This window comes from Marinithermofilum abyssi, assembly GCF_014641195.1.
Classification (GTDB): domain Bacteria; phylum Bacillota; class Bacilli; order Thermoactinomycetales; family DSM-45169; genus Marinithermofilum; species Marinithermofilum abyssi.
In genome coordinates this window covers 39347-57274 of the sequence record NZ_BMHQ01000004.1, presented here as the reverse complement: position 1 = coordinate 57274, position 17928 = coordinate 39347, and the positions used below count along the sequence as shown (strand labels likewise).

The 17928-nt window shown below is 54.5% G+C and carries 18 protein-coding genes, 1 other RNA gene and 1 riboswitch; of the genes, 1 reads left to right on the top strand and 18 read right to left on the bottom strand.

Annotation, left to right across the window (positions count from 1 at the left end):
• The 15 genes from IEW70_RS06520 to IEW70_RS06450 all read right to left on the bottom strand — a co-directional run bounded on the left by IEW70_RS06520 (window position 1) and on the right by IEW70_RS06450 (window position 13351).
• Window positions 1–645, bottom strand: a complete 645-nt coding sequence (locus tag IEW70_RS06520; RefSeq protein ID WP_188647133.1) for a precorrin-8X methylmutase — start codon at window positions 643–645, stop codon at window positions 1–3.
• A complete protein-coding gene (gene cobK, locus IEW70_RS06515) occupies window positions 626–1420 on the bottom strand; it encodes a precorrin-6A reductase (protein WP_188647132.1) in 795 nt (264 codons plus the stop codon). Before cobK ends, IEW70_RS06520 begins: the two co-directional genes overlap by 20 nt.
• 38 nt (window positions 1421–1458) lie before the next feature.
• A complete protein-coding gene (locus IEW70_RS06510; RefSeq protein ID WP_188647131.1) occupies window positions 1459–2331 on the bottom strand; it encodes a sirohydrochlorin chelatase in 873 nt (290 codons plus the stop codon).
• A 27-nt stretch (window positions 2332–2358) separates the two neighbouring features.
• A complete protein-coding gene (cobJ, locus tag IEW70_RS06505; protein WP_268234831.1) occupies window positions 2359–4065 on the bottom strand; it encodes a precorrin-3B C(17)-methyltransferase in 1707 nt (568 codons plus the stop codon).
• Window positions 4066–4348: 283 nt separating this feature from the next.
• Window positions 4349–4951, bottom strand: coding sequence for a cob(I)yrinic acid a,c-diamide adenosyltransferase (locus IEW70_RS06500; protein WP_188647129.1), 603 nt, complete (start codon window positions 4949–4951; stop codon window positions 4349–4351).
• 5 nt (window positions 4952–4956) lie between these two features.
• A complete protein-coding gene (locus tag IEW70_RS06495; RefSeq protein ID WP_188647128.1) occupies window positions 4957–6516 on the bottom strand; it encodes a cobyric acid synthase in 1560 nt (519 codons plus the stop codon).
• A gap of 68 nt (window positions 6517–6584) precedes the next feature.
• Window positions 6585–7232, bottom strand: a complete 648-nt coding sequence (locus IEW70_RS06490; protein WP_188647127.1) for a HoxN/HupN/NixA family nickel/cobalt transporter — start codon at window positions 7230–7232, stop codon at window positions 6585–6587.
• Window positions 7233–7338: 106 nt separating this feature from the next.
• The gene (cobA, locus tag IEW70_RS06485; protein WP_188647126.1) at window positions 7339–8868 is read right to left on the bottom strand and encodes a uroporphyrinogen-III C-methyltransferase; all 1530 of its coding nucleotides are present in this window, start codon (window positions 8866–8868) and stop codon (window positions 7339–7341) included.
• Window positions 8814–9080: a hypothetical protein gene (locus IEW70_RS06480; protein ID WP_188647125.1), complete on the bottom strand. Its 267-nt coding sequence runs from the start codon at window positions 9078–9080 to the stop codon at window positions 8814–8816. Before IEW70_RS06480 ends, cobA begins: the two co-directional genes overlap by 55 nt.
• Window positions 9039–9229: riboswitch (cobalamin riboswitch) on the bottom strand. It overlaps the preceding gene by 42 nt.
• 71 nt (window positions 9230–9300) lie before the next feature.
• Window positions 9301–9987: an LrgB family protein gene (locus tag IEW70_RS06475; protein ID WP_188647124.1), complete on the bottom strand. Its 687-nt coding sequence runs from the start codon at window positions 9985–9987 to the stop codon at window positions 9301–9303.
• Window positions 9987–10352: a CidA/LrgA family holin-like protein gene (locus tag IEW70_RS06470; RefSeq protein WP_188647123.1), complete on the bottom strand. Its 366-nt coding sequence runs from the start codon at window positions 10350–10352 to the stop codon at window positions 9987–9989. Before IEW70_RS06470 ends, IEW70_RS06475 begins: the two co-directional genes overlap by 1 nt.
• 80 nt (window positions 10353–10432) lie before the next feature.
• Window positions 10433–11581 carry a cysteine desulfurase family protein gene (locus tag IEW70_RS06465; RefSeq protein WP_188647122.1) on the bottom strand — a complete coding sequence of 383 codons (1149 nt, stop codon included), beginning with the start codon at window positions 11579–11581 and terminating at the stop codon, window positions 10433–10435.
• Between the two features lie 16 nt (window positions 11582–11597).
• Window positions 11598–12017 (bottom strand): cysteine metabolism transcriptional regulator CymR, encoded by a 420-nt coding sequence (gene cymR / locus IEW70_RS06460; protein ID WP_188647121.1) that lies wholly within the window; start codon window positions 12015–12017, stop codon window positions 11598–11600.
• Entirely contained in the window at window positions 11920–12681 is a 762-nt protein-coding gene (locus IEW70_RS06455) for a YczE/YyaS/YitT family protein (RefSeq protein WP_188647120.1), read from the bottom strand. Before IEW70_RS06455 ends, cymR begins: the two co-directional genes overlap by 98 nt.
• 178 nt (window positions 12682–12859) lie before the next feature.
• The gene (locus tag IEW70_RS06450) at window positions 12860–13351 is read right to left on the bottom strand and encodes a spore coat protein (RefSeq protein WP_188647329.1); all 492 of its coding nucleotides are present in this window, start codon (window positions 13349–13351) and stop codon (window positions 12860–12862) included.
• A 287-nt stretch (window positions 13352–13638) separates the two neighbouring features.
• Between IEW70_RS06450 and IEW70_RS06445 the strand changes: the two genes are divergently transcribed.
• The gene (locus IEW70_RS06445) at window positions 13639–14970 is read left to right on the top strand and encodes an AAA family ATPase (protein WP_188647119.1); all 1332 of its coding nucleotides are present in this window, start codon (window positions 13639–13641) and stop codon (window positions 14968–14970) included.
• Window positions 14971–15244: 274 nt separating this feature from the next.
• Here the strand turns inward: IEW70_RS06445 and IEW70_RS06440 are convergent, their stop codons facing one another.
• The 3 genes from IEW70_RS06440 to aspS form a co-directional block, all read right to left on the bottom strand.
• Window positions 15245–15814 carry a 5' nucleotidase, NT5C type gene (locus tag IEW70_RS06440; RefSeq protein WP_188647118.1) on the bottom strand — a complete coding sequence of 190 codons (570 nt, stop codon included), beginning with the start codon at window positions 15812–15814 and terminating at the stop codon, window positions 15245–15247.
• Window positions 15815–15890: 76 nt separating this feature from the next.
• A non-coding RNA gene (ssrS, locus tag IEW70_RS06435) (6S RNA) lies at window positions 15891–16067 on the bottom strand.
• Window positions 16068–16134: 67 nt separating this feature from the next.
• Window positions 16135–17925, bottom strand: coding sequence for an aspartate--tRNA ligase (gene aspS / locus IEW70_RS06430; RefSeq protein WP_188647117.1), 1791 nt, complete (start codon window positions 17923–17925; stop codon window positions 16135–16137).
• Window positions 17926–17928: the final 3 nt, after the last annotated feature.

Below are 17928 nucleotides of genomic sequence, written 5' to 3'. Positions count from 1 at the left end.
TTACTCCCGTACCGCCAAGAGAGAAAGTGCGTTGACGGCGGCCACGGCTGCGGGACTGCCTCCTTTCCGCCCTCGGTTGGTAATAAAGGGAACGTCCAGCTGTACCAGCTCTTCCTTGGACTCTGCAGCGGAAACGAAGCCGACCGGTACACCAATGATCAGGCCGGGCTTGGCGATTCCTTCCCGGACCAGTCGGATCAACTCCAGCAGCGCCGTAGGGGCATTGCCGATGGCAAAAATCCCTCCTTCCGCTTCTTTCACCGCTTTTCGCATCGACACAATGGCACGTGTCGTTCCCAGCCGTTTCGCTTCTTCCACCACGTCCGCGTCGGAAATATACACCCGTACATCCCCGCCGAACTGTTCCAAGCGGGGCTTGCTGATGCCCACCTGTACCATTTGAACATCGGCTATAACCGGACGTCCCGCCCGGATCGCTTCGATTCCCGCCTGGACGGCCCGAGGATGAAAGAGTAGACTGCGTCCCAATTCAAAATCGGCGGTAGCGTGGATCACCCGCTGGACAACCGGATACTGCTCTTCCGTAAAGGAATGCGCACCCAGCTCCTCAGTAATTATGCGAAAGCTGTTCGCTTCAATTTCCTGCGGACGTGTCGTCATCGGTTCAAAGGGTTGACGGGACATGTTCGCCACTCCTCTCCTGTGGTTGCAATTCTTTGAGCACTTCCTCCATATCCGTAAATACCCGATCATAATGCAAACGGGGGCGTGCGATCAAAATGACGTTCAAGCCCATATCCAGGGCAGAACCGATTTTCTCGTCTACTGAACCTTCTTTCCCGCTTTCTTTGGTAATGACCGTGGTAACGCCGTAATGCCGGTACAATGCCCGGTTCAACTCTTCCCCGAAGGGCCCCTGCATCGCGATGATGTTTTTCTGCTCCAACCCCAGTGCTTCGCATTTCTCCATGTTTTCCCGGCGGGGGAGCATCCGGGCCACCAGGCGGACTTCCGGATGGGGCAACAGTCTCTCGGCGAAAATCTGCAACGTCTTGCTGCCCGTCGTCAACATCACCACGCCCGGCTGCTTGGCCGCTTCCTCGGCTGCTTGTTCGTAAGAGGGGACCACTTTTAACCGGGGATGGTTCCCGTACCGTCCAGCAGGCCGTTCATAACGGATATAGCGGACACCGACTTTCCGGGCTGCTTCCATCGCGTTCTTGGAAGCTTCTTCGGCAAAGGGATGGCTGGCATCCACCACCTTGGAACAACCCTGCTCGCGGATCAATTCTGCCATCTTCTCGGCATCCAACCGGCCGATCCGGACCGGGAGTCCCTCTTCCTTGAAACTGGCCGCCGCCGACTCGGTCACCACCGTCGCCAGGAGGCGGTGACCCTCCTGTTTCAAGCGGACAGCCAACTCCCGCGCATCACTGGTTCCCGCCAAAAAGAAGATCATCCTTTCACTCCTCCATTTAAAAAGAATGGGATTATCCATTACCCCACAGGCTGCTCTGTCGGATCATGAGGGTGATGATCGTGATGGTGATGGTGATGATGATCATGGCCAGCTGCCTTCGCCTGTTCAGCCAAGGCTTGCCAGTCTATTCCCCCCTCCTGCTCCACTTCCCGTACCCGATTTAGGAGCAATGTCACCAACCCCTCATCCAACCCCAGATACGATGTCATCTTCAGCGACATATCAGGATGGTCGGCGGCAAATCGGCCCAGCTTCTCTTCCATGCGCTTGATCAACACTCCCGTAAACAGAAAGTAGGGCAGAACAATACATTCCTGCGCACCGAGAAGGCGGCACCGATCCAATCCTTCCTCAAAGCGGGGATCGGTCACGCCGATAAAGGCCGTCTCCACCCATTTGACCGGAACTTCCTCCCACAGCAGCCGGCTGATTTTATACAGATCGCTGTTGGCATCGGAATCGCTGGAACCTCTGCCCACGAGCAATACGGCCGTGTTTCGCCTCTCCTCTTCTTCTTTCTTCCCTGACAGAAGCACCGAAGCCAGCCGTTTTCGAAGGATCGGCAGAACCAGAGGGTCCACCCCAACCGGACGGCCGCAGCGAAACCGGATATCCGGGTATTTGTGTTGCGCTTCCTGAATGGCAAGGGGAATATGGACCTTGGCGTGGCCCGCGGAAAACAGCATAATCGGGACGACGAAGATCCTGGTCGCCCCTCTTTTCACACAGCGGTCGATTCCCTGGGGAATATCCGGTTGAGTCAATTCAAGAAAACATGTCTCGATCACAGAATGTTGAAGGTTCCCTGCCACCTGGTTGGTAAAACGGAGAAGCTCTGCATTTCCCTCCGGATCCCTGCTTCCGTGACCCACAAACAAGACCGCATCCATATCGGTTCCTCCTTTGGTTCACCCCTGTTATTCCCCGCAGGCCAGCTCAGGAATTTTCGGTTTCGGCGCTTCGGAAGAGCGAAAACCCGCCACTTCGCCTACCCGTTTAAAAAACTTGTTAAAGCGTTCGTTGGGGTGCCCTTTTTCGGCATACTCCTTGACCACTTTTTCAACAGCATTCAACAGTTCCTCCGGGCTGAGCCCTTCGGCCACCCGTTCCGCCGCATGAGCATTGCGGCCGATGGTTTTGCCGCCCAAAAACAAATCAAAGCTCCCCCGGCGGAACACCACTCCGATTTCTTCCGTCACCGCCCCGTAGCAAGCCATGGCACAACCGTTAAATCCGATCTTCAGTTCCTTGGGGACGGACAGACCGCCGATGCGCCGTTCCAGTTCCTCAGCATAGGGAATGCCTTCCCCTTTGTCCCCGTGGCAAAAATCGCAGGCTTTGATCTGGACGTGATCGCCCACCGGTTCCGGATACAAGCCACCTTTTTTCAGGCGGTCGACGATGTCTTCCGGGCGGTCCGTCGGTACCCGAAGCAGAATCCGGTGGTGGGGAGTGTACTCAATCTCCCCTTTTTCTCCGGCGATTTCAGCCAACAAACTCATCTGTGCCGGCGTCCATTTCTTCTCGGCCAGACCGGGAGAGACCGCCAATTCCAAAATGGAGACCACTGGTGTGGAGGCTCTGCCGGGAACAGCCCCTTCCTTCACTGCTACCTTTCCTTTTGCTTGCAGGATGGACAGCGCCTCCGAAGCCAACGCGTTCAATTCTTCCTTCGGGGGTTTTTCAGAAGCGCGCTCCTGAGATTTTGCAGAGGCAACTGTACTTTTTTGTGTGTCGACCGTTTCCCCGTAGCCGTCCTTTCGTTGATCCGCCGGCTGTCCCTTTCCTTCCAGCGACCAGGGTTCCGCCTCCGGTTTCAATCGTTGATGGGGCTTCAGATCCTGAACTTCTTTGGTCAATGTATACTTGCGTTGATAACCCCTCGGGGTTATTATCAGACCTTCATGGACGAAGGTAGTAGAGTTGCCGATAATCACGGTGGTCAACATGCCGATCTCATGCTCCAGCATCTGGTCCAAAGTGGTCAGCACCACCCGCTCCCGTTCCCGGTAAGCGCTTTTTACCAAGCCGACAGGAGTATCCGGCGAACGGTAATTTAATAAAATGCGACGAGTCTCCACAATCTGACGGGTCCGACGGCCGCTTCGGGGGTTATACAAAGCGATCACAAAATCCGCCGAAGCTGCCGCCTCGATGCGGCGGGCGATCGTCTCCCACGGCGTCAGGTGATCGCTCAGGCTGATCGTGCAAGCATCGTGCATGACGGGAGAGCCGAGCAAAGAGGCACAGGAATGGATCGCCGATATACCCGGGATCACTTCCACTTCCACACCTTCGCCGGGACGCCAGCCTTTTTCCACCAATACTTCGTATACCAATCCGGCCATGCCGTACACACCAGCGTCCCCGCTGGAGATCACGGCGACCGCCTTTCCCGCTTCCGCCTGCCGAACCGCTTCCTGTGCCCGGCTTACTTCTTCGGTCATTCCCGTACGGACGATGGTTTGGTCGGTCAATAAACCGCGGATGAGATCCACGTACGTGTTATAGCCGACGATAACATCACTCTCCAAAATCGCCTCTCGGGCCCGTTTCGTCATATGATCGACATGTCCCGGTCCAAAGCCGATCACCAACAGCTTGCCGTTCTTCCGATCAGTCAAGGTCTCTCCCTCCCACTGCGATTTTTTGGACGACATCGAATCCTATCCCGGTTTGGTCTTACGAGGTTAATGACAAACCTTTATGATAGCTTCGACTCTTTTGCTCCGTTGCTCCCTTTCCTCCGACGCAGAAGTCATACTGTCCGCTCCAAGAGATTCAACGAGACGCGGCACAATGCGGAGTGCGCCGCTTTTTGTCTCGTCTCCTCTCTTGTCGCTGAGTTCGTCGTCAAAAGTCGCTGCTCGGGCAAAAGAGTTCTTCAGCTCATGTCAAGAAACTTTGTCAGCAGCCTCTATCTACGGTTGATTTCTCTTTTGGGGAGCGGAAAACGTCGCCGCTCCGTGCATAAAGGATATCTTCCCTCTGTTCCCGTGCATTGGCCGCCCGGGCCAAGACGAAAAAGAAATCCGACAGCCGGTTCAAGTACCGGAGGACCTCCCCGTTGATCTCCTCCAGGCCCGCCAGGGTGACTGCCCGCCGCTCGGCCCGCCGTACCACGGTACGGCAGATATGAAGAGCCGAGGCAATCGGCGTTCCCCCCGGGAGAATAAACTTCTTGACCGACGGTGCCTGGGAAAGATACTCATCCACCCGCTTTTCCAACCGATCTACATACTCCCGGTGAACCTTAAAGGGCCGTTTTCCGCCCACTACGGCCAAATCCCCGCCGGCATCAAACAGTTCCTGCTGAATCTCTGTCAAAAGTTCTATCATATCCCCGAAAAGCTCCGCATCCTTTTCCACCATGCGAGCAATCGCATCTCCAAGGAAGGAATTGGCTTCATCCACGCTCCCATAAGCTTCCACCCGTATGTGATCTTTTCGGACACGGGCCCCGATCACCGACGTATCCCCGCCGTCACCCCTGCGCGTATACACCCGCAATCGATTCACCTCCCCTTGGTGATTTTCTCGTCTTCTTCCCACCCCAGCACCCGTTTCAGCCGCTTTAGATCCAGGTGCTGCCGAACATGGGCCGCCAGTCGTTCAAAAGCTTCTTCCCGCTTTTCCTCGTATCGGAACGTCAATTTCAGCGGAGGCCATCCTTTTTCCGCCCGCAACACATTGAGCCATTCCCGCCGGAACCGGTCATTATCAAACACCCCGTGCAGATACGTCCCCCAATGCCGTCCGTCTGGGGAAAGCCATCCTTCTTCCCGGGGATCTTCTCCGTCGGCCGCCAGCCGGAACAGCGGGCGACCCGGCTGCCCCCCGGGCACTCTGGTTGTAATGCCCATATGAATCTCGTAACCTTTCACCCCGATCCCGGCAAGAGCAGGCCACACGTCATCCCCAGCGGTGACGATGCCCTCCACCCGAAGGGTCCGCTTCTCGGACAGAAAGGTGGTTTGAAGAGGAAACAATCCCAGGCCCTTCACCCGGGGATGATGGGACTCTACTCCATGAGGATCCGCCATTTCCTCTCCCGCCATCTGATAACCGCCGCAGATCCCCACAATGGCAGTGCCTTGTTTCGCCCGTTCCCTAATCCGATGGGCAAGACCTGTCCGAACCCAGTGCAGCCAGTCTTCCGGAACGTTTTTGCTTCCCGGCAGGATGATAGCGTCAGGATTTCCCAAAGATTCTGCATCCTGAACATAGTAAAGAGAGACATCCGGCTCATTCTCCAGAGCATCAAAATCGCTGAAGTTGGAGATGTGCGGGTGCCGGAGGACGGCCAGCCGAAGTTGGTCTTCTCTTCCCGCTGTCACAGGCCGGACACGGGTGTCCAGTGCCATGGAGTCCTCCGCTTCCAGATCCAATCCGGGCAAGTGGGGAATCAGCCCCAGAACCGGTTTTCCCGTCCGTTCTTCCAGCCAACGGAGCCCTGATTCCAAGAGGGACGGGTCCCCACGGAATTTATTGATCACAATCCCCGCAACCAGATCCCGCTCCTTTGGTTCCAGAAGTTCCAGCGTGCCTACCACTTGAGCAAACACGCCGCCGCGATCAATGTCAGCCACCAGAAGCACCGGAGCTTGAAGCCAGCAGGCTACACGCATATTGACAATTTCCCGCTTCCGCAAATTGATCTCCGCCGGGCTCCCGGCCCCTTCGATCACAACCAGGTCCGCCCGCTCTTCCAGACGACGGTACGATTCTTTCACAATCTCCCAAGCCTGATCAGCAAAGTGCTGGTATGACTTCGCCTCCATCGAGGCCAGAGGCTTCCCCCTGACCACGATTTGGGAACGCATGGACCCGGAAGGTTTAATCAGGATGGGATTCATGTCCGCCGTGGCGTCCACACCGCAGGCTTCTGCTTGCACTCCTTGTGCCCGTCCGATTTCCTTTCCATCCGGAGTCACATACGAATTCAGGGCCATATTTTGTGATTTGAAAGGGACCACCCGGTACCCGTCCTGTTTAAATATCCGACACAGCGCAGCAGCGAGCACGCTTTTTCCCACATCGGAACCGGTACCCTGAATCATTATCCTTTTTTTCATGACACCTCTCCCACACAATGGTCATTGCCAAGCTCTACACCCATATTCATCCTTCGTCGAAACATGATTTACAAAAACAAGGTGTCTTGGAGATAGTAGCACCCGAACAAGATCGAAACCGCTCCTGCCGTGATCCCCATTCCCCGTTCGACTCTGGCAAAATGGCGGCCGGCATATGTAAAAGGAAAGCCGATCAGAACGGCAAACAGACTCATCCCTGCAACAGTGCCGAGACCAAACACTACCAGGTAGAGAAGTGCTTCAACGATGCTGTGCATGGAAGCCATTACCATCACCGCCATGGCACCGCTCCCGGCCATCCCGTGAACCATCCCGACCAAAAAAGACCGCAAACGGAATTTGCGTTGAGTGGATGGCAGGGTTTCTTGCATTTCGACCTTAGATTGGCTTCCCTTCTTCCGAAAGGCCTGCAAAGACGTCCAACCCAGCAGGACCAGCATCGTTCCCACGGCGATCTCCATGGACAGCTGCACCGGTTCCGGCATGGCCATTTTCATGACAAAGAGCGGGATTCCAACGATCAACAAGGTTAATGTATGGCCCATCCCCCAATACATCCCGGAAACCGTCGCCTTCCACATGTTTCCGGTTCTACTGGCAATGGTAGACACAGCGATAAAGTGATCCGGATCCAAAGCATGGCGAAGTCCCAACAACAGACCGACCCCCAGGGTCGTCAACAACTCCCAACCCATTCACATTCCTCCCAAAAAGTGCATCCACTTCATTGGCAAACGAGAGCGCATGTTCTTCCGCTGTGTATGATGCGATAGAACATTCCTTTGATTCTGCTGCAGTCATCTATTTAGCCGCCCAGGCAAGCTCACCTTGCGGCTTTTTCGAGAAACAGCTTTCCATCGCTGTTACAAGACCTTCTACGGTGTAGGGTTGGGCAACCCTATCCACACGCAACCCCAAAGCTTCCGCTGCACCCGCCGTTTCAGGACCGATGCATACTACACTCACCGAACGCATCCGGTCTTTCCAGTCATTCAGCTTCGTGCCGATCCCGTCCACGAAGTGACGCACGGTTGACGAACTGGCAAATGCAATGCCGTCCACCTTGCCTTCCTGCAATGACCGAACCGCCTTTTCGATCCCATCATCACGCGTCTGAATAGCAGCAGCCTCCATCTCGATGACCCGGCACCCCAGGGAATGAAGTTGTTCTATCATCTGCCCCGAAGGTTTCCGTCCTCTCAGATGAAGAATCCTCTCCCCCGGTTCCACCGCGGAGGCCATCGCTTCCAAGTCGTTGCATATATCTGTCTGCAACCCCTTCTCACGCAAGAATTCGGCGGCTTCCGGATCCCAGACGGCCACTTTCGCTCCGGCCCATCGCCGGATATCCAGATCCCACTCCTTCAGTCCACGGAAAAACATGTCCGCTTCTTGTACACCGGCGAAGGACAGCCATTGAAAAGGGCCTTCATCTATTATCGTTTTTCTTATCCTTTCCGCAGGGACCAGGCGGGCCACCGGAAACACCAGCGCTTCTCCTCCCAAGGCTTCGATCTTTTTGCCCAGCCGGCTCGTCCCCTTCCGTGTACGTGGAACCAGAATCTTTTTCCCAAAGAAGGGCTTTGATTCATGCCAGTTCAGTCTCATCCGCTTTCGGACAACATCTCCCACCACAATGACCGCCGGGGGCCGAAAGCCGTTCTCTTTCACTTGCCGGGTGATGTCGCCCAGCGTTCCGGTCAATGTCTCCTGTTCCACCCGTGTTCCCCAACGGATCAGGGCCACTGGTGTGTCTGGACTTCGTCCGTGGCGGATCAATCGATCACAAATGGAGGGGAGGTTTGACACCCCCATTAAAATGATCAGGGTTTCCGCCCCTTTGGCAAGGTGCTCCCATTGGATGGAAGACTCCTGTTTATCGGGACATTCATGACCGGTCACGATGGCAATGGAAGAGCTATCATCGCGATGGGTGACAGGAATTCCCGCGTAAGCGGGGACCGCGATCGCGGAAGTGATTCCCGGTACGATCTCACAAGGAATACCCGCTTCTTTCAGTGCATCGGCTTCTTCGCCGCCTCGTCCGAATACAAAGGGATCTCCGCCTTTCAAGCGAACCACGGTCTTACCCTCCAACGCTTTTTCGATCAGAAGGCGATTGATCTCTTCCTGATCCCTGCAATGCCCGCGGGGCCGCTTGCCTACATCCAATATCTCGCAATGATCCGGAACGTGCTCCAACAGGCGCGGGTTCGCCAGCCGGTCACAAAGAACCACATCGGCTTCCTTCAGTGCTTCCAACCCTTTTACCGAAATCAGACCGGGATCACCCGGACCGGCGCCCACCAGAATCGCTCGTCCACTCTCCATAAGCACTCTCCCTCCAAAAGTTGCGTCTCATCAGACTGCACCAACCCTCTTTCCAATAAAAAAACGCATCCCCCAGGATGCGTTTTTTGAGCGTACGCGCAACAATACCGCGCTTCGCCCACGGCGAAACCGGCAATCTCACACGTCACCTCCCCATCCTCGTAGGTACCATCGGTGAACAAGAACAGGCAGGTCTCCTGGCTGATGGTCATCGCTTCCTGCACCTTCCCGTCCCTTCCGGACAGTGGCTTTTTGCAGGTCGCTCCCAAACACAGTGGCGGGACCGCGTCGGATTCACACCGAACTTCCCTTTTAACCGACAGACAAGCTTCTGATCGGCACCTGTTCTTTCGAATATTTGATTGTTCCATTTTAAATTATCGCATCTCTCCGTTTTTGTCCACAGGTTTCACAACAATACCAGAGAAAATTTCAAACCAACAAGGGGCATATCAAAGCCGTCAACACTGCACACACTGTCATTGCCACGGAGCTGAGAGCCCCCTCTTTTTCTCCGTTTTCCAATGCTTTGGATGTCCCGATGGCGTGGGATGCACTCCCGAAGCCAACCCCTCTGCCCACCTCATGCTGCATGCGCAGGCATTGAAATACATAGGGTCCTGCCAAAACCCCCGTCACACCCGCCAAGATCACGAAGGCGGCGGTTAAAGAAGGAATCCCTCCCGTCTGTTGGGAGAGGTCCATCGCGACAGGAGTCGTGACCGACTTGGGCAGTATCGTGTGAATCAGTTTGGTATCGGCACCTGCCGCCTCTGCCATCGCCATCCCTCCGACCAATGCGGTCAGCGAACCGGCACATGCCCCGCCGAGGACGGCTGCCCCGTAGCGACGAAGCAGATGACGTTGCCGGTACAGGGGATAAGCCAAAGCAACCACCGCCGGACCAAGCATTTGATTGATCCATTGCCCGCCCTGCATATAGGTTTCATAAGGAATATGAAAAACTGACAGCACCATCATAATCACAACCCCCGCCGTTACAACGGGCAGCAACAGCGGGGTGGAATAACGCCGATACAGCTCCTTCATCAGGACATACACTCCTGCACTCATCACAACAAATCCACACCCGGCCGCCCATTGTTCCCATCCACTCATCATGCGTCTTCCTTTCTACGGGCAATTCGGGTCCCCACCCATGCGGAAACCACCATCACCAGCAACGTATTGACGAAAACCACCCCGGCCAACACCACACCCTGATGAATGAAAAACGAGCTGTAATTCATCACACCGATAAAGGACGGGAGAAACAGAAACGGCAGCACCTTCAGCAGCCAATCGGCACCGCCGGCAAGCCATGCCTCGGGAACAATGCCGGTGATCAGCAAGAAGAACAACAAAAACAGACCCATGATGCTTCCGGGAATCGGGAGATGTCCGATTTCCTGCAGCAGATTCCCCACCCAAAAAAGCAGGTAAAGCCCTCCCACTTGCAAACCGATTCTTACCCCTTTCCTCATGTGCATCCTCTTTCTACTTTGCTTTGTTTTTTTGTACATCAAAAAGAGGTTCCCTCTCGGGAAACCCCTTTCATGTCTGTTCAGATTCCTTTTTGACCCAAGCGGCGGGCGATTTGCACTGCGGTCCGAGCGGCTTCTGCCGCCTGTTCCCCGGTATTTCCCAACCCGAAGCTGAAACGGATGGCCGACCGGGTCACATCCTCCGGCAGCTGCATTGCTTTCAGCACATGGGAAACCTCCAATGTGCCGGATGTGCAAGCAGAGCCGCTCGCACAGGCGATCCCTTCCAAATCCATATTCATCAACATCACTTCCGTTTCCACACCGGGGAAACTCACATTCAGGATGTGGGGCAGAAAGTGCTCAGGATGACCATTCACTGTATAACGAATACCGGAAGCCTCCAATTCCTCTAAAAACGCATGACGGCAAGCCATTGTCTGCTCCCGGTGTTCTTTCCGATTGGCTACAGCCAGTTCCGCTGCTTTACCGAACCCGACGATCCCGGGGACATTTTCCGTACCTGCCCGGCGGCGACGTTCCTGCTGTCCGCCGTGCATCTGCGGAAACAGAGGAACTTCCCGGCCGATATACAGAGCGCCCGCTCCCTTGGGCCCGTTGATTTTATGACTGGAGACCGTAACCAGATCCACGGGCAATTCCTTGACGTCCAGCTGTTCCATCCCGAAAGCTTGTACCGCATCCGTATGAAAAAGAATGCCGCGTTCCCGAGCCAGCTCACCGATCGCTCGGATCGGCTGCAATGTACCCACTTCGTTGTTGCCGTACATGATGCTGATGAGCGCCGTTCGATCACTCACCGCTTCCCGCAACACATCCAGTTGGATCTGTCCTGTCGCATCCACCGGCAGGTAGGTTACGCGAAACCCCATCCGTTCCAGATAGTGACACGTATCCAGCACAGCATGATGCTCCGCTGCGGAGGTAATGATGTGATCTCTTCCCCGTTCTTTTTGGGCCAACGCCACGCCGATCAACGCCAAATTGTCCGCTTCCGTTCCGCCGCTGGTAAAAATGATTTGGCTAGGATCGGCATTCAACCCGCGGGCCAACTGATCCCGGGCCCGGTCCACTGCTTGGCGGATTTCCCGGCCATAACGGTGAATACTCGAGGGATTGCCAAAGTATTGATCCAAATAAGGCAGCATCGCCTCCCGCACCTCTGGATGAACGGGAGTAGTCGCCGCATGATCCAAATATATCGCCATATTCCTTCACCCGCTGTCAAATATAAAACATATAGGCATCGTTATTGTCTTGCCCGGAATGACTGTTCAAGTCCGCCAGTGTGGTGTTGTCCAATACATCTGCGATAGCATCCCGGATCTTTCGCCACAACTCCCGCCGGGCGGGGTTGTCTTCCTCATGAAATTCCACTGGACTGATCGGACCTTCCAGCACCCGAATCACATCTCCGGCAGTAATTTCTTCCGGCGGTTTCGCCAGTTTGTATCCTCCGTACGCTCCCCTCACGCTTTTTACCAGGCCCGCATTGCGCAAAGGGGCAATCAGTTGTTCCAAATAGTGTTCCGACAGGTCGTGCCGCTCAGCCACGCTTTTCAGAGCGGTAGGCTTGTCCCCGTACCGGGCGGCCAAATCCATCATGATGGTGAGCCCGTAACGGCCCTTGGTGGATATCTTCACGTCCATCACCTCTTCCCAAACGCTCTTCCAACAGTTTCTCCCAAAATTGTATCGAATGTTGCATCATGGGGCCAATCGCCACAGAAAAAAGCAAGGTTCCGATAAATACCGGCCCGCCCAACAGCCAGCCCCATACCAGAACAGACAGCTCCATCACCGTGCGAACCCGTCCGATCGGCCATTGAAGCTTTTCCGCCAACACCAGCGCTAATCCATCCCTCGGACCAGCCCCCACGTGAGGAGCGATATACAGTCCATTTCCAAGCCCGATCAGACCGATCCCCGATACCAATAACAATCCGCGTTCCCAGTAAGTATCCGGGGTGTGGATCACGTCAAGGGACAAAATCCCATCCACAAACAGACCCACCAGAAGCATGTTAAGCAACGTTCCCGGCTCCGGCATCCTTCGGCTGAGCCACACCGTCAGTACGATCAAGATCAGGCCGATCATTTGCAGCCACATCCCTACCGACAGGGGAGTAACATACGCAAGGCCCATGTGAAACACGTCCCACGGGGCCAACCCCAGCTCTGCCTTGATCATAAGCACAATGCCAAGGGCCATAATCCACATCCCCGCCAAAAAGGCACTATAACGAATCAACCAACTTTTCCAATCCCCGTACAGTCCGTCTCGTACTATTCTGCTGATGCTTTTCAACTACTACCCTTCTTTTCTCGTTGAAGATCTAGGAAGAAAAATCCCACTAATGGATAGTTTAACACAGGGAAAGTCTGTTGGAACAGTCGGCTTTGGATATTCCTTATGTCACAAATAACGGTCACAGCAGATGGGAAACCAAAAATCCCCCACATATGACGGAGGGGTTTTATCTTTATCAATATGGAAGGGAAAGGGCCCGTGTTGCGTGCCGGACATCCCCGGCTAAAAGCTGATTTAAGTCATAGGCCGGATACATACTGCGTTGCAGCATGTAGTAAAAAATCATTCCATGTAAATGAACGACCATCATTAATTGTTTCGTCAACACCTGGCGAAGCATCGGAGTGGCTGTTTCGGTGATGGCGATCGCATAATTGCGGACAGCCGTCTTGGTGAGTCCCAGCAAATCCCCAGCGTAAAGGGCAACCCCTCCGCTGTCTTTCACTTCGGAGTCCTCCGCTACACGGGGAGCCGCTGGATAAAAAGCGAGCAACTCCCGAAGGTTGTTCTCGAGGGCTTGAATGGAATACACGTACAGGTTCCTGAGTTGGGGGTCTTTTACTTTTCGAACGCTTTTCTTCAGCTTGATAAGCCCTGCAGCTTGAAGTGTCACCAATTCATGCATATCCAGGGTTTCATGCCATGCCAGTTGATGCATTACAGGCATTTGGTGTTCCACAAGCATTCCTCCTCGGCTGAATGATTTTATCCTTCATCAGCCTATGAACAGCGGAGGAAAAGATGCTTGCCCAGAAAATGTAGATGAGGGATTTCTCCCACGGCTAGAGCCGAGAGTTTCTCGGATCACTGAGGGAGCAACATCCCTCTCTCCCCTAAGGCATCGTCCATGCCTAGAAAAACGAATTGGAAGTTTGAGGGCTCCCTTGTCCTGCGTGATGGTTTGTGGTATGCATGGAGAGAACTTGTATTCGTCATGCACAAAGAGGTGTTGATATGAACCTGTTCGATTACGGGCAAGAGCAGGAAAAAGAGAAAAAAGGGCCGCTGGCCGCACGGATGCGCCCCCGCACACTGGATGAAGTGGCGGGACAAACTCATATCATTGGGCCGGGGAAACTTCTGCGCCGTTCCATCGAAGCGGATCAACTGACATCCATTATTTTTTACGGCCCCCCGGGAACCGGCAAAACCACCCTCGCCAAAGTGATCGCCGGAACCACGGAAGCCCACTTTGAGCAGCTGAATGCGGTCACATCGGGTGTGGCGGATATTCGCCGGATCACTCAGGAGGCCAAAGAGCGGCTGGGTATGTATGGCAAGAAAACGCTCCTGTTCATCGATGAGATTCACCGTTTTAACAAATCCCAACAAGATGCCCTGCTACCTTATGTCGAGGATGGGACTGTCATTTTGATCGGCGCCACGACGGAAAACCCCTCCTTTGAAGTCAATTCCGCTCTGTTGTCCCGCTCCCGCATCTTTCAGCTGCAACCTTTGACGGAAGCGGATTTGCACCGAATCGCCCGCCGCGCTCTGCAAGATGAGGAGCGGGGACTGGGACAATACCGGGCGGACGTGGATGACGAAGCGTTGGACCACATCATCCGGATGGCCGGAGGGGATGCCCGCTCGATGTTGAACGCGCTGGAACTTGCCGTCACCACCACTCCCCCGGATTCGGACGGAGTTCGTCGGATCACGCTTGAAGTGGCTGAAGAATCCATTCAACGAAAGGTGATCCGCTATGACAAAAGCGGGGACAATCATTACGACACCATATCCGCCTTTATCAAAAGCATGCGGGGGTCCGATCCCGACGCCGCCCTGTATTATCTCGCCAAGATGATTCATGCCGGGGAAGACCCCCGGTTCATCGCCCGCCGCGTCTTTATCCACGCTGCAGAAGACGTGGGTATGGCCGATCCTCGAGCCCTACTCATCGCTTCGGCGGCGGCTCAAGCGGTAGAACACATCGGCCTCCCGGAAGCGCAGATCCCGCTGGCCCAAGCCGTTATCTACATCGCTACGGCTCCCAAAAGCAACGCTGTGGTACGGGGAATCAACGAAGCGATGGCTGCCGTAAAAAAAGAATCCCGTGCCGATGTGCCTCCCCATCTGCGGGACAATCACTTCCCGGGAGCCAACGAACAAGGACGGGGCAAAGGATACCGCTATCCCCACGATTATCCCCGGGGATATGTCGAGCAGCAATATCTGCCGGATGAGCACGTGGGCAAAACCTTTTATCATCCCACGAATAACGGCTATGAGAAGAAGCTGCAGGAGTTTATCCGCTGGGTGAAACAGGGGCCGGATCGGAAATAGGTATACCGGTGCCGCTCGACCGTTTGTTTTGTTTAAGACGGTTTGGACGTTCGGAAAGCATCCTTTTTAGGTGCTTCAGCTTGATGACGAACTTCTTAAATAAAAGTCGCTCCCTTTCCGACGTCACAGATGCGATACTGTCCGGTCTGACAATGGAATGGAGCGACACATCGCACGACTAAATGCCTTGTGGGTGCGATGACTAGGCACGAGCCAAAGGAAAATCTGGATTGGTCCATTCTGTACAAGAATACCCCGCTCTTCAGAGACGGGGTTACTTTTGCTTTATTTTTTCGATCAGATCATATACCTGTTCCCATTTATGGATACGGGGCACCTTCGGGTTATAATCCCGGTTGTAGACGGCATCGACAACCACCGTGGGCACTCCGGCTTCCACCAGTTTATCCAAATGATGCGGAGCATCTTCGAAAAAAAGTTCAATCCCCAGATTTTGCGCCACCACCGCTTTGTTCTGGCTGCCCATGTGCAGGTTGTTGCCATCGTAGGGAAAACCGTGTTTTTGCAGCCATTTTACGGTGACATCCCGGATGCGCCTCATCCCCGGACGTGCGGTGACAAAATACACCTTGTGCCCTTGCTCCCTCAGGTCCGTCAAGACTTCGGCAGCATTGGGAAGCGGCACTCCCAGGGAGTAGATCTTGTGTTCCAGCTTGCGCCATAAGCGGGCGCCTTCTTTTTTACTCAGCCCATAGGCTTTATCCAGATAAAAATCGGTGACATCTTCTTGTTTCACTTTGCGTCCCAGTTCTTCATTGTATACCTGGACAGCGGCTTTCTGTGTATTTTTAATGGTGCCGTCGATGTCCACACCCAGTTTCATTTGCTGTCTCCTTTTTCATGAAAGACTCCTCGTTCCTATTATAGACAGCTTCCTTATCCTTTATCGGCAAAAAGAAAAGAGCCCCATTATGCCGTGGCTCCCGTAGTTTTGAACCTGCTCTCGGCAGGTGGGTGCCCTGCACTTGTGTTTACAAGGTCCCCGAAGGGCATCTGCGCCCACAAGTGACGCCAGGCTCCCATTGTAAAGGTGTTGGCTCAAAACTTCCGGTGGATCACAAACATCGCAGGGCTCTTTTTAGTGTTTTTATGGTACCACAGAAACGATTTCCATATCAAGCGGTAAACAATCTTCAAAACCACCTAAATCTCTTTTTTATGGGAAGGCTTTTCTTTTACCTGAATATGCAGCTCATCCAGCTGTTTTTCATCTACCGGGGACGGTGCCTCCGTCATCAGGCAGCTGGCGCTTGCCGTTTTCGGGAAAGCGATGCAATCCCTCAAGTTGTTCCGTCCGGCCAGCAGCATCACGATCCGGTCAAACCCGAAAGCGATCCCTCCATGGGGCGGAGCACCGTACTCAAAGGCATCCATCATAAAACCGAACTGCTCTCTAGCTTCCTCCATGGTGAAGCCGAGTGCTTTGAACATGGCTTCCTGCACTTCCCGGCGGTGAATCCGCTGGCTGCCCCCGCCGATTTCATACCCGTTCAGCACCATGTCGTAAGCTTGGGCGCGCACTTTGCCCGGGTCCGTCTCCAACAACGGAATATCTTCTTCCATCGGCATGGTAAAGGGATGATGGTTGGCGTAGTAACGGCCATCCTCTTCATCATAGGTCAGCAACGGAAATTCTGTGATCCAGGCGAACCGGAACGCTTTCTCGTCAATCAGGTTGAGCGATTTACCCAGGCGCAGGCGCAGTTCACCCAGCACATCGTTGACCGTTTGCGGCTTGTCCGCCACAAACAGGATCATATCGCCGGTTTGCGCATCCATCGCGCGTCCGATTTGTGCCACTTCGTCTTCGGACAGGAATTTGGCCACCGGCCCTTTGAGACCTTCCTCTTTGAAAGCCAGCCAGGCCAGTCCTTTTGCCCCTAGCTCCTGAGCCGTTTGTCCCCATTGGTCTACTTCCTTGCGGCTCCAGCCGGCACTTCCTTTGGCGTTGATCGCCTTCACTTTACCGCCGCCAGACACTGTGGATGCAAACACCTTGAAGCCGGATTCTTTCACGATTTCCGAGAGATCCACCAATTCCATGCCGAAGCGCAGGTCCGGTTTATCACTGCCGTAACGTTCCATCGCTTCTTGATAGGTCAAGCGCTGGAAGGGACGGGGTACGTCCAAACCGATCGTTTCCTGGAACAGTTCGGCCACCAGTTCTTCCATCATGCTGAGAAACTGTTCCGGTTCCAAGAAGGAAGCTTCAATATCGATCTGGGTGAATTCCGGCTGCCGGTCTGCACGCAGGTCCTCATCCCGAAAACACCGCACAATCTGGAAATACCGTTCCATCCCAGACACCATTAAGAGCTGTTTAAAAATTTGCGGCGACTGGGGCAGCGCATAAAACTCACCGTGATGCACCCGGCTCGGCACCAGATAGTCCCGTGCCCCTTCCGGGGTGCTTTTGGTCAGCATAGGCGTCTCCACTTCCACAAACCCGTTCCGATCCAGGAACCGGCGGGCCACCTGCATCGCTTGGTGACGCAGCTGAAGCGTCCGTTGCATCACCGGCCGCCGCAGATCGAGGTAGCGATACTTGAGGCGAACGGTTTCGTCCACGTCCACATCATCTTCGATCATGAAGGGCGGTGTTTTGGATTCGTTTAATACTTCCAGCTCTTTTCCCTGGACCTCGATTTCCCCGGTTTTCATTTTCGGGTTGATCGTATCCGGTGACCGCTCAATCACTTCCCCCCGGATCGCCAGCACATATTGACTCCGTACCTTGTCCGCCAATCGAGCCGCTTCTTCGGAAATTTCCGGGTTGAACACGACCTGCACCACACCGGATCGATCCCGTAGGTCCAAGAAAATCAAGCCACCCAAGTCCCTTCGTTTTTGCACCCAACCGTTAATGACGACTTCCTGTCCCACGTGTGATTTATCCAATTGGCCGCAATGATGGGTCCGATATACGCTTTTCATGTT

Excerpts from the sequence above, each read along its gene's own strand:
- IEW70_RS06440 (WP_188647118.1), bottom strand. The coding sequence starts at position 15,814 with ATGAAACTGGGTGTGGACATCGACGGCACCATTAAAAATACACAGAAA.
- IEW70_RS06465 (WP_188647122.1), bottom strand. The coding sequence starts at position 11,581 with ATGGCGATATATTTGGATCATGCGGCGACTACTCCCGTTCATCCAGAG.
- cobK (WP_188647132.1), bottom strand. The coding sequence starts at position 1,420 with ATGATCTTCTTTTTGGCGGGAACCAGTGATGCGCGGGAGTTGGCTGTC.
- IEW70_RS06445 (WP_188647119.1), top strand. The coding sequence starts at position 13,639 with ATGAACCTGTTCGATTACGGGCAAGAGCAGGAAAAAGAGAAAAAAGGG.
- IEW70_RS06510 (WP_188647131.1), bottom strand. The coding sequence starts at position 2,331 with ATGGATGCGGTCTTGTTTGTGGGTCACGGAAGCAGGGATCCGGAGGGA.
- IEW70_RS06490 (WP_188647127.1), bottom strand. The coding sequence starts at position 7,232 with ATGGGTTGGGAGTTGTTGACGACCCTGGGGGTCGGTCTGTTGTTGGGA.
- IEW70_RS06520 (WP_188647133.1), bottom strand. The coding sequence starts at position 645 with ATGTCCCGTCAACCCTTTGAACCGATGACGACACGTCCGCAGGAAATT.
- IEW70_RS06475 (WP_188647124.1), bottom strand. The coding sequence starts at position 9,987 with ATGAGTGGATGGGAACAATGGGCGGCCGGGTGTGGATTTGTTGTGATG.
- aspS (WP_188647117.1), bottom strand. The coding sequence starts at position 17,925 with ATGAAAAGCGTATATCGGACCCATCATTGCGGCCAATTGGATAAATCA.
- IEW70_RS06470 (WP_188647123.1), bottom strand. The coding sequence starts at position 10,352 with ATGAGGAAAGGGGTAAGAATCGGTTTGCAAGTGGGAGGGCTTTACCTG.
- IEW70_RS06480 (WP_188647125.1), bottom strand. The coding sequence starts at position 9,080 with ATGACCATCAGCCAGGAGACCTGCCTGTTCTTGTTCACCGATGGTACC.
- IEW70_RS06495 (WP_188647128.1), bottom strand. The coding sequence starts at position 6,516 with ATGAAAAAAAGGATAATGATTCAGGGTACCGGTTCCGATGTGGGAAAA.
- cobA (WP_188647126.1), bottom strand. The coding sequence starts at position 8,868 with ATGGAGAGTGGACGAGCGATTCTGGTGGGCGCCGGTCCGGGTGATCCC.
- IEW70_RS06450 (WP_188647329.1), bottom strand. The coding sequence starts at position 13,351 with ATGCCTGTAATGCATCAACTGGCATGGCATGAAACCCTGGATATGCAT.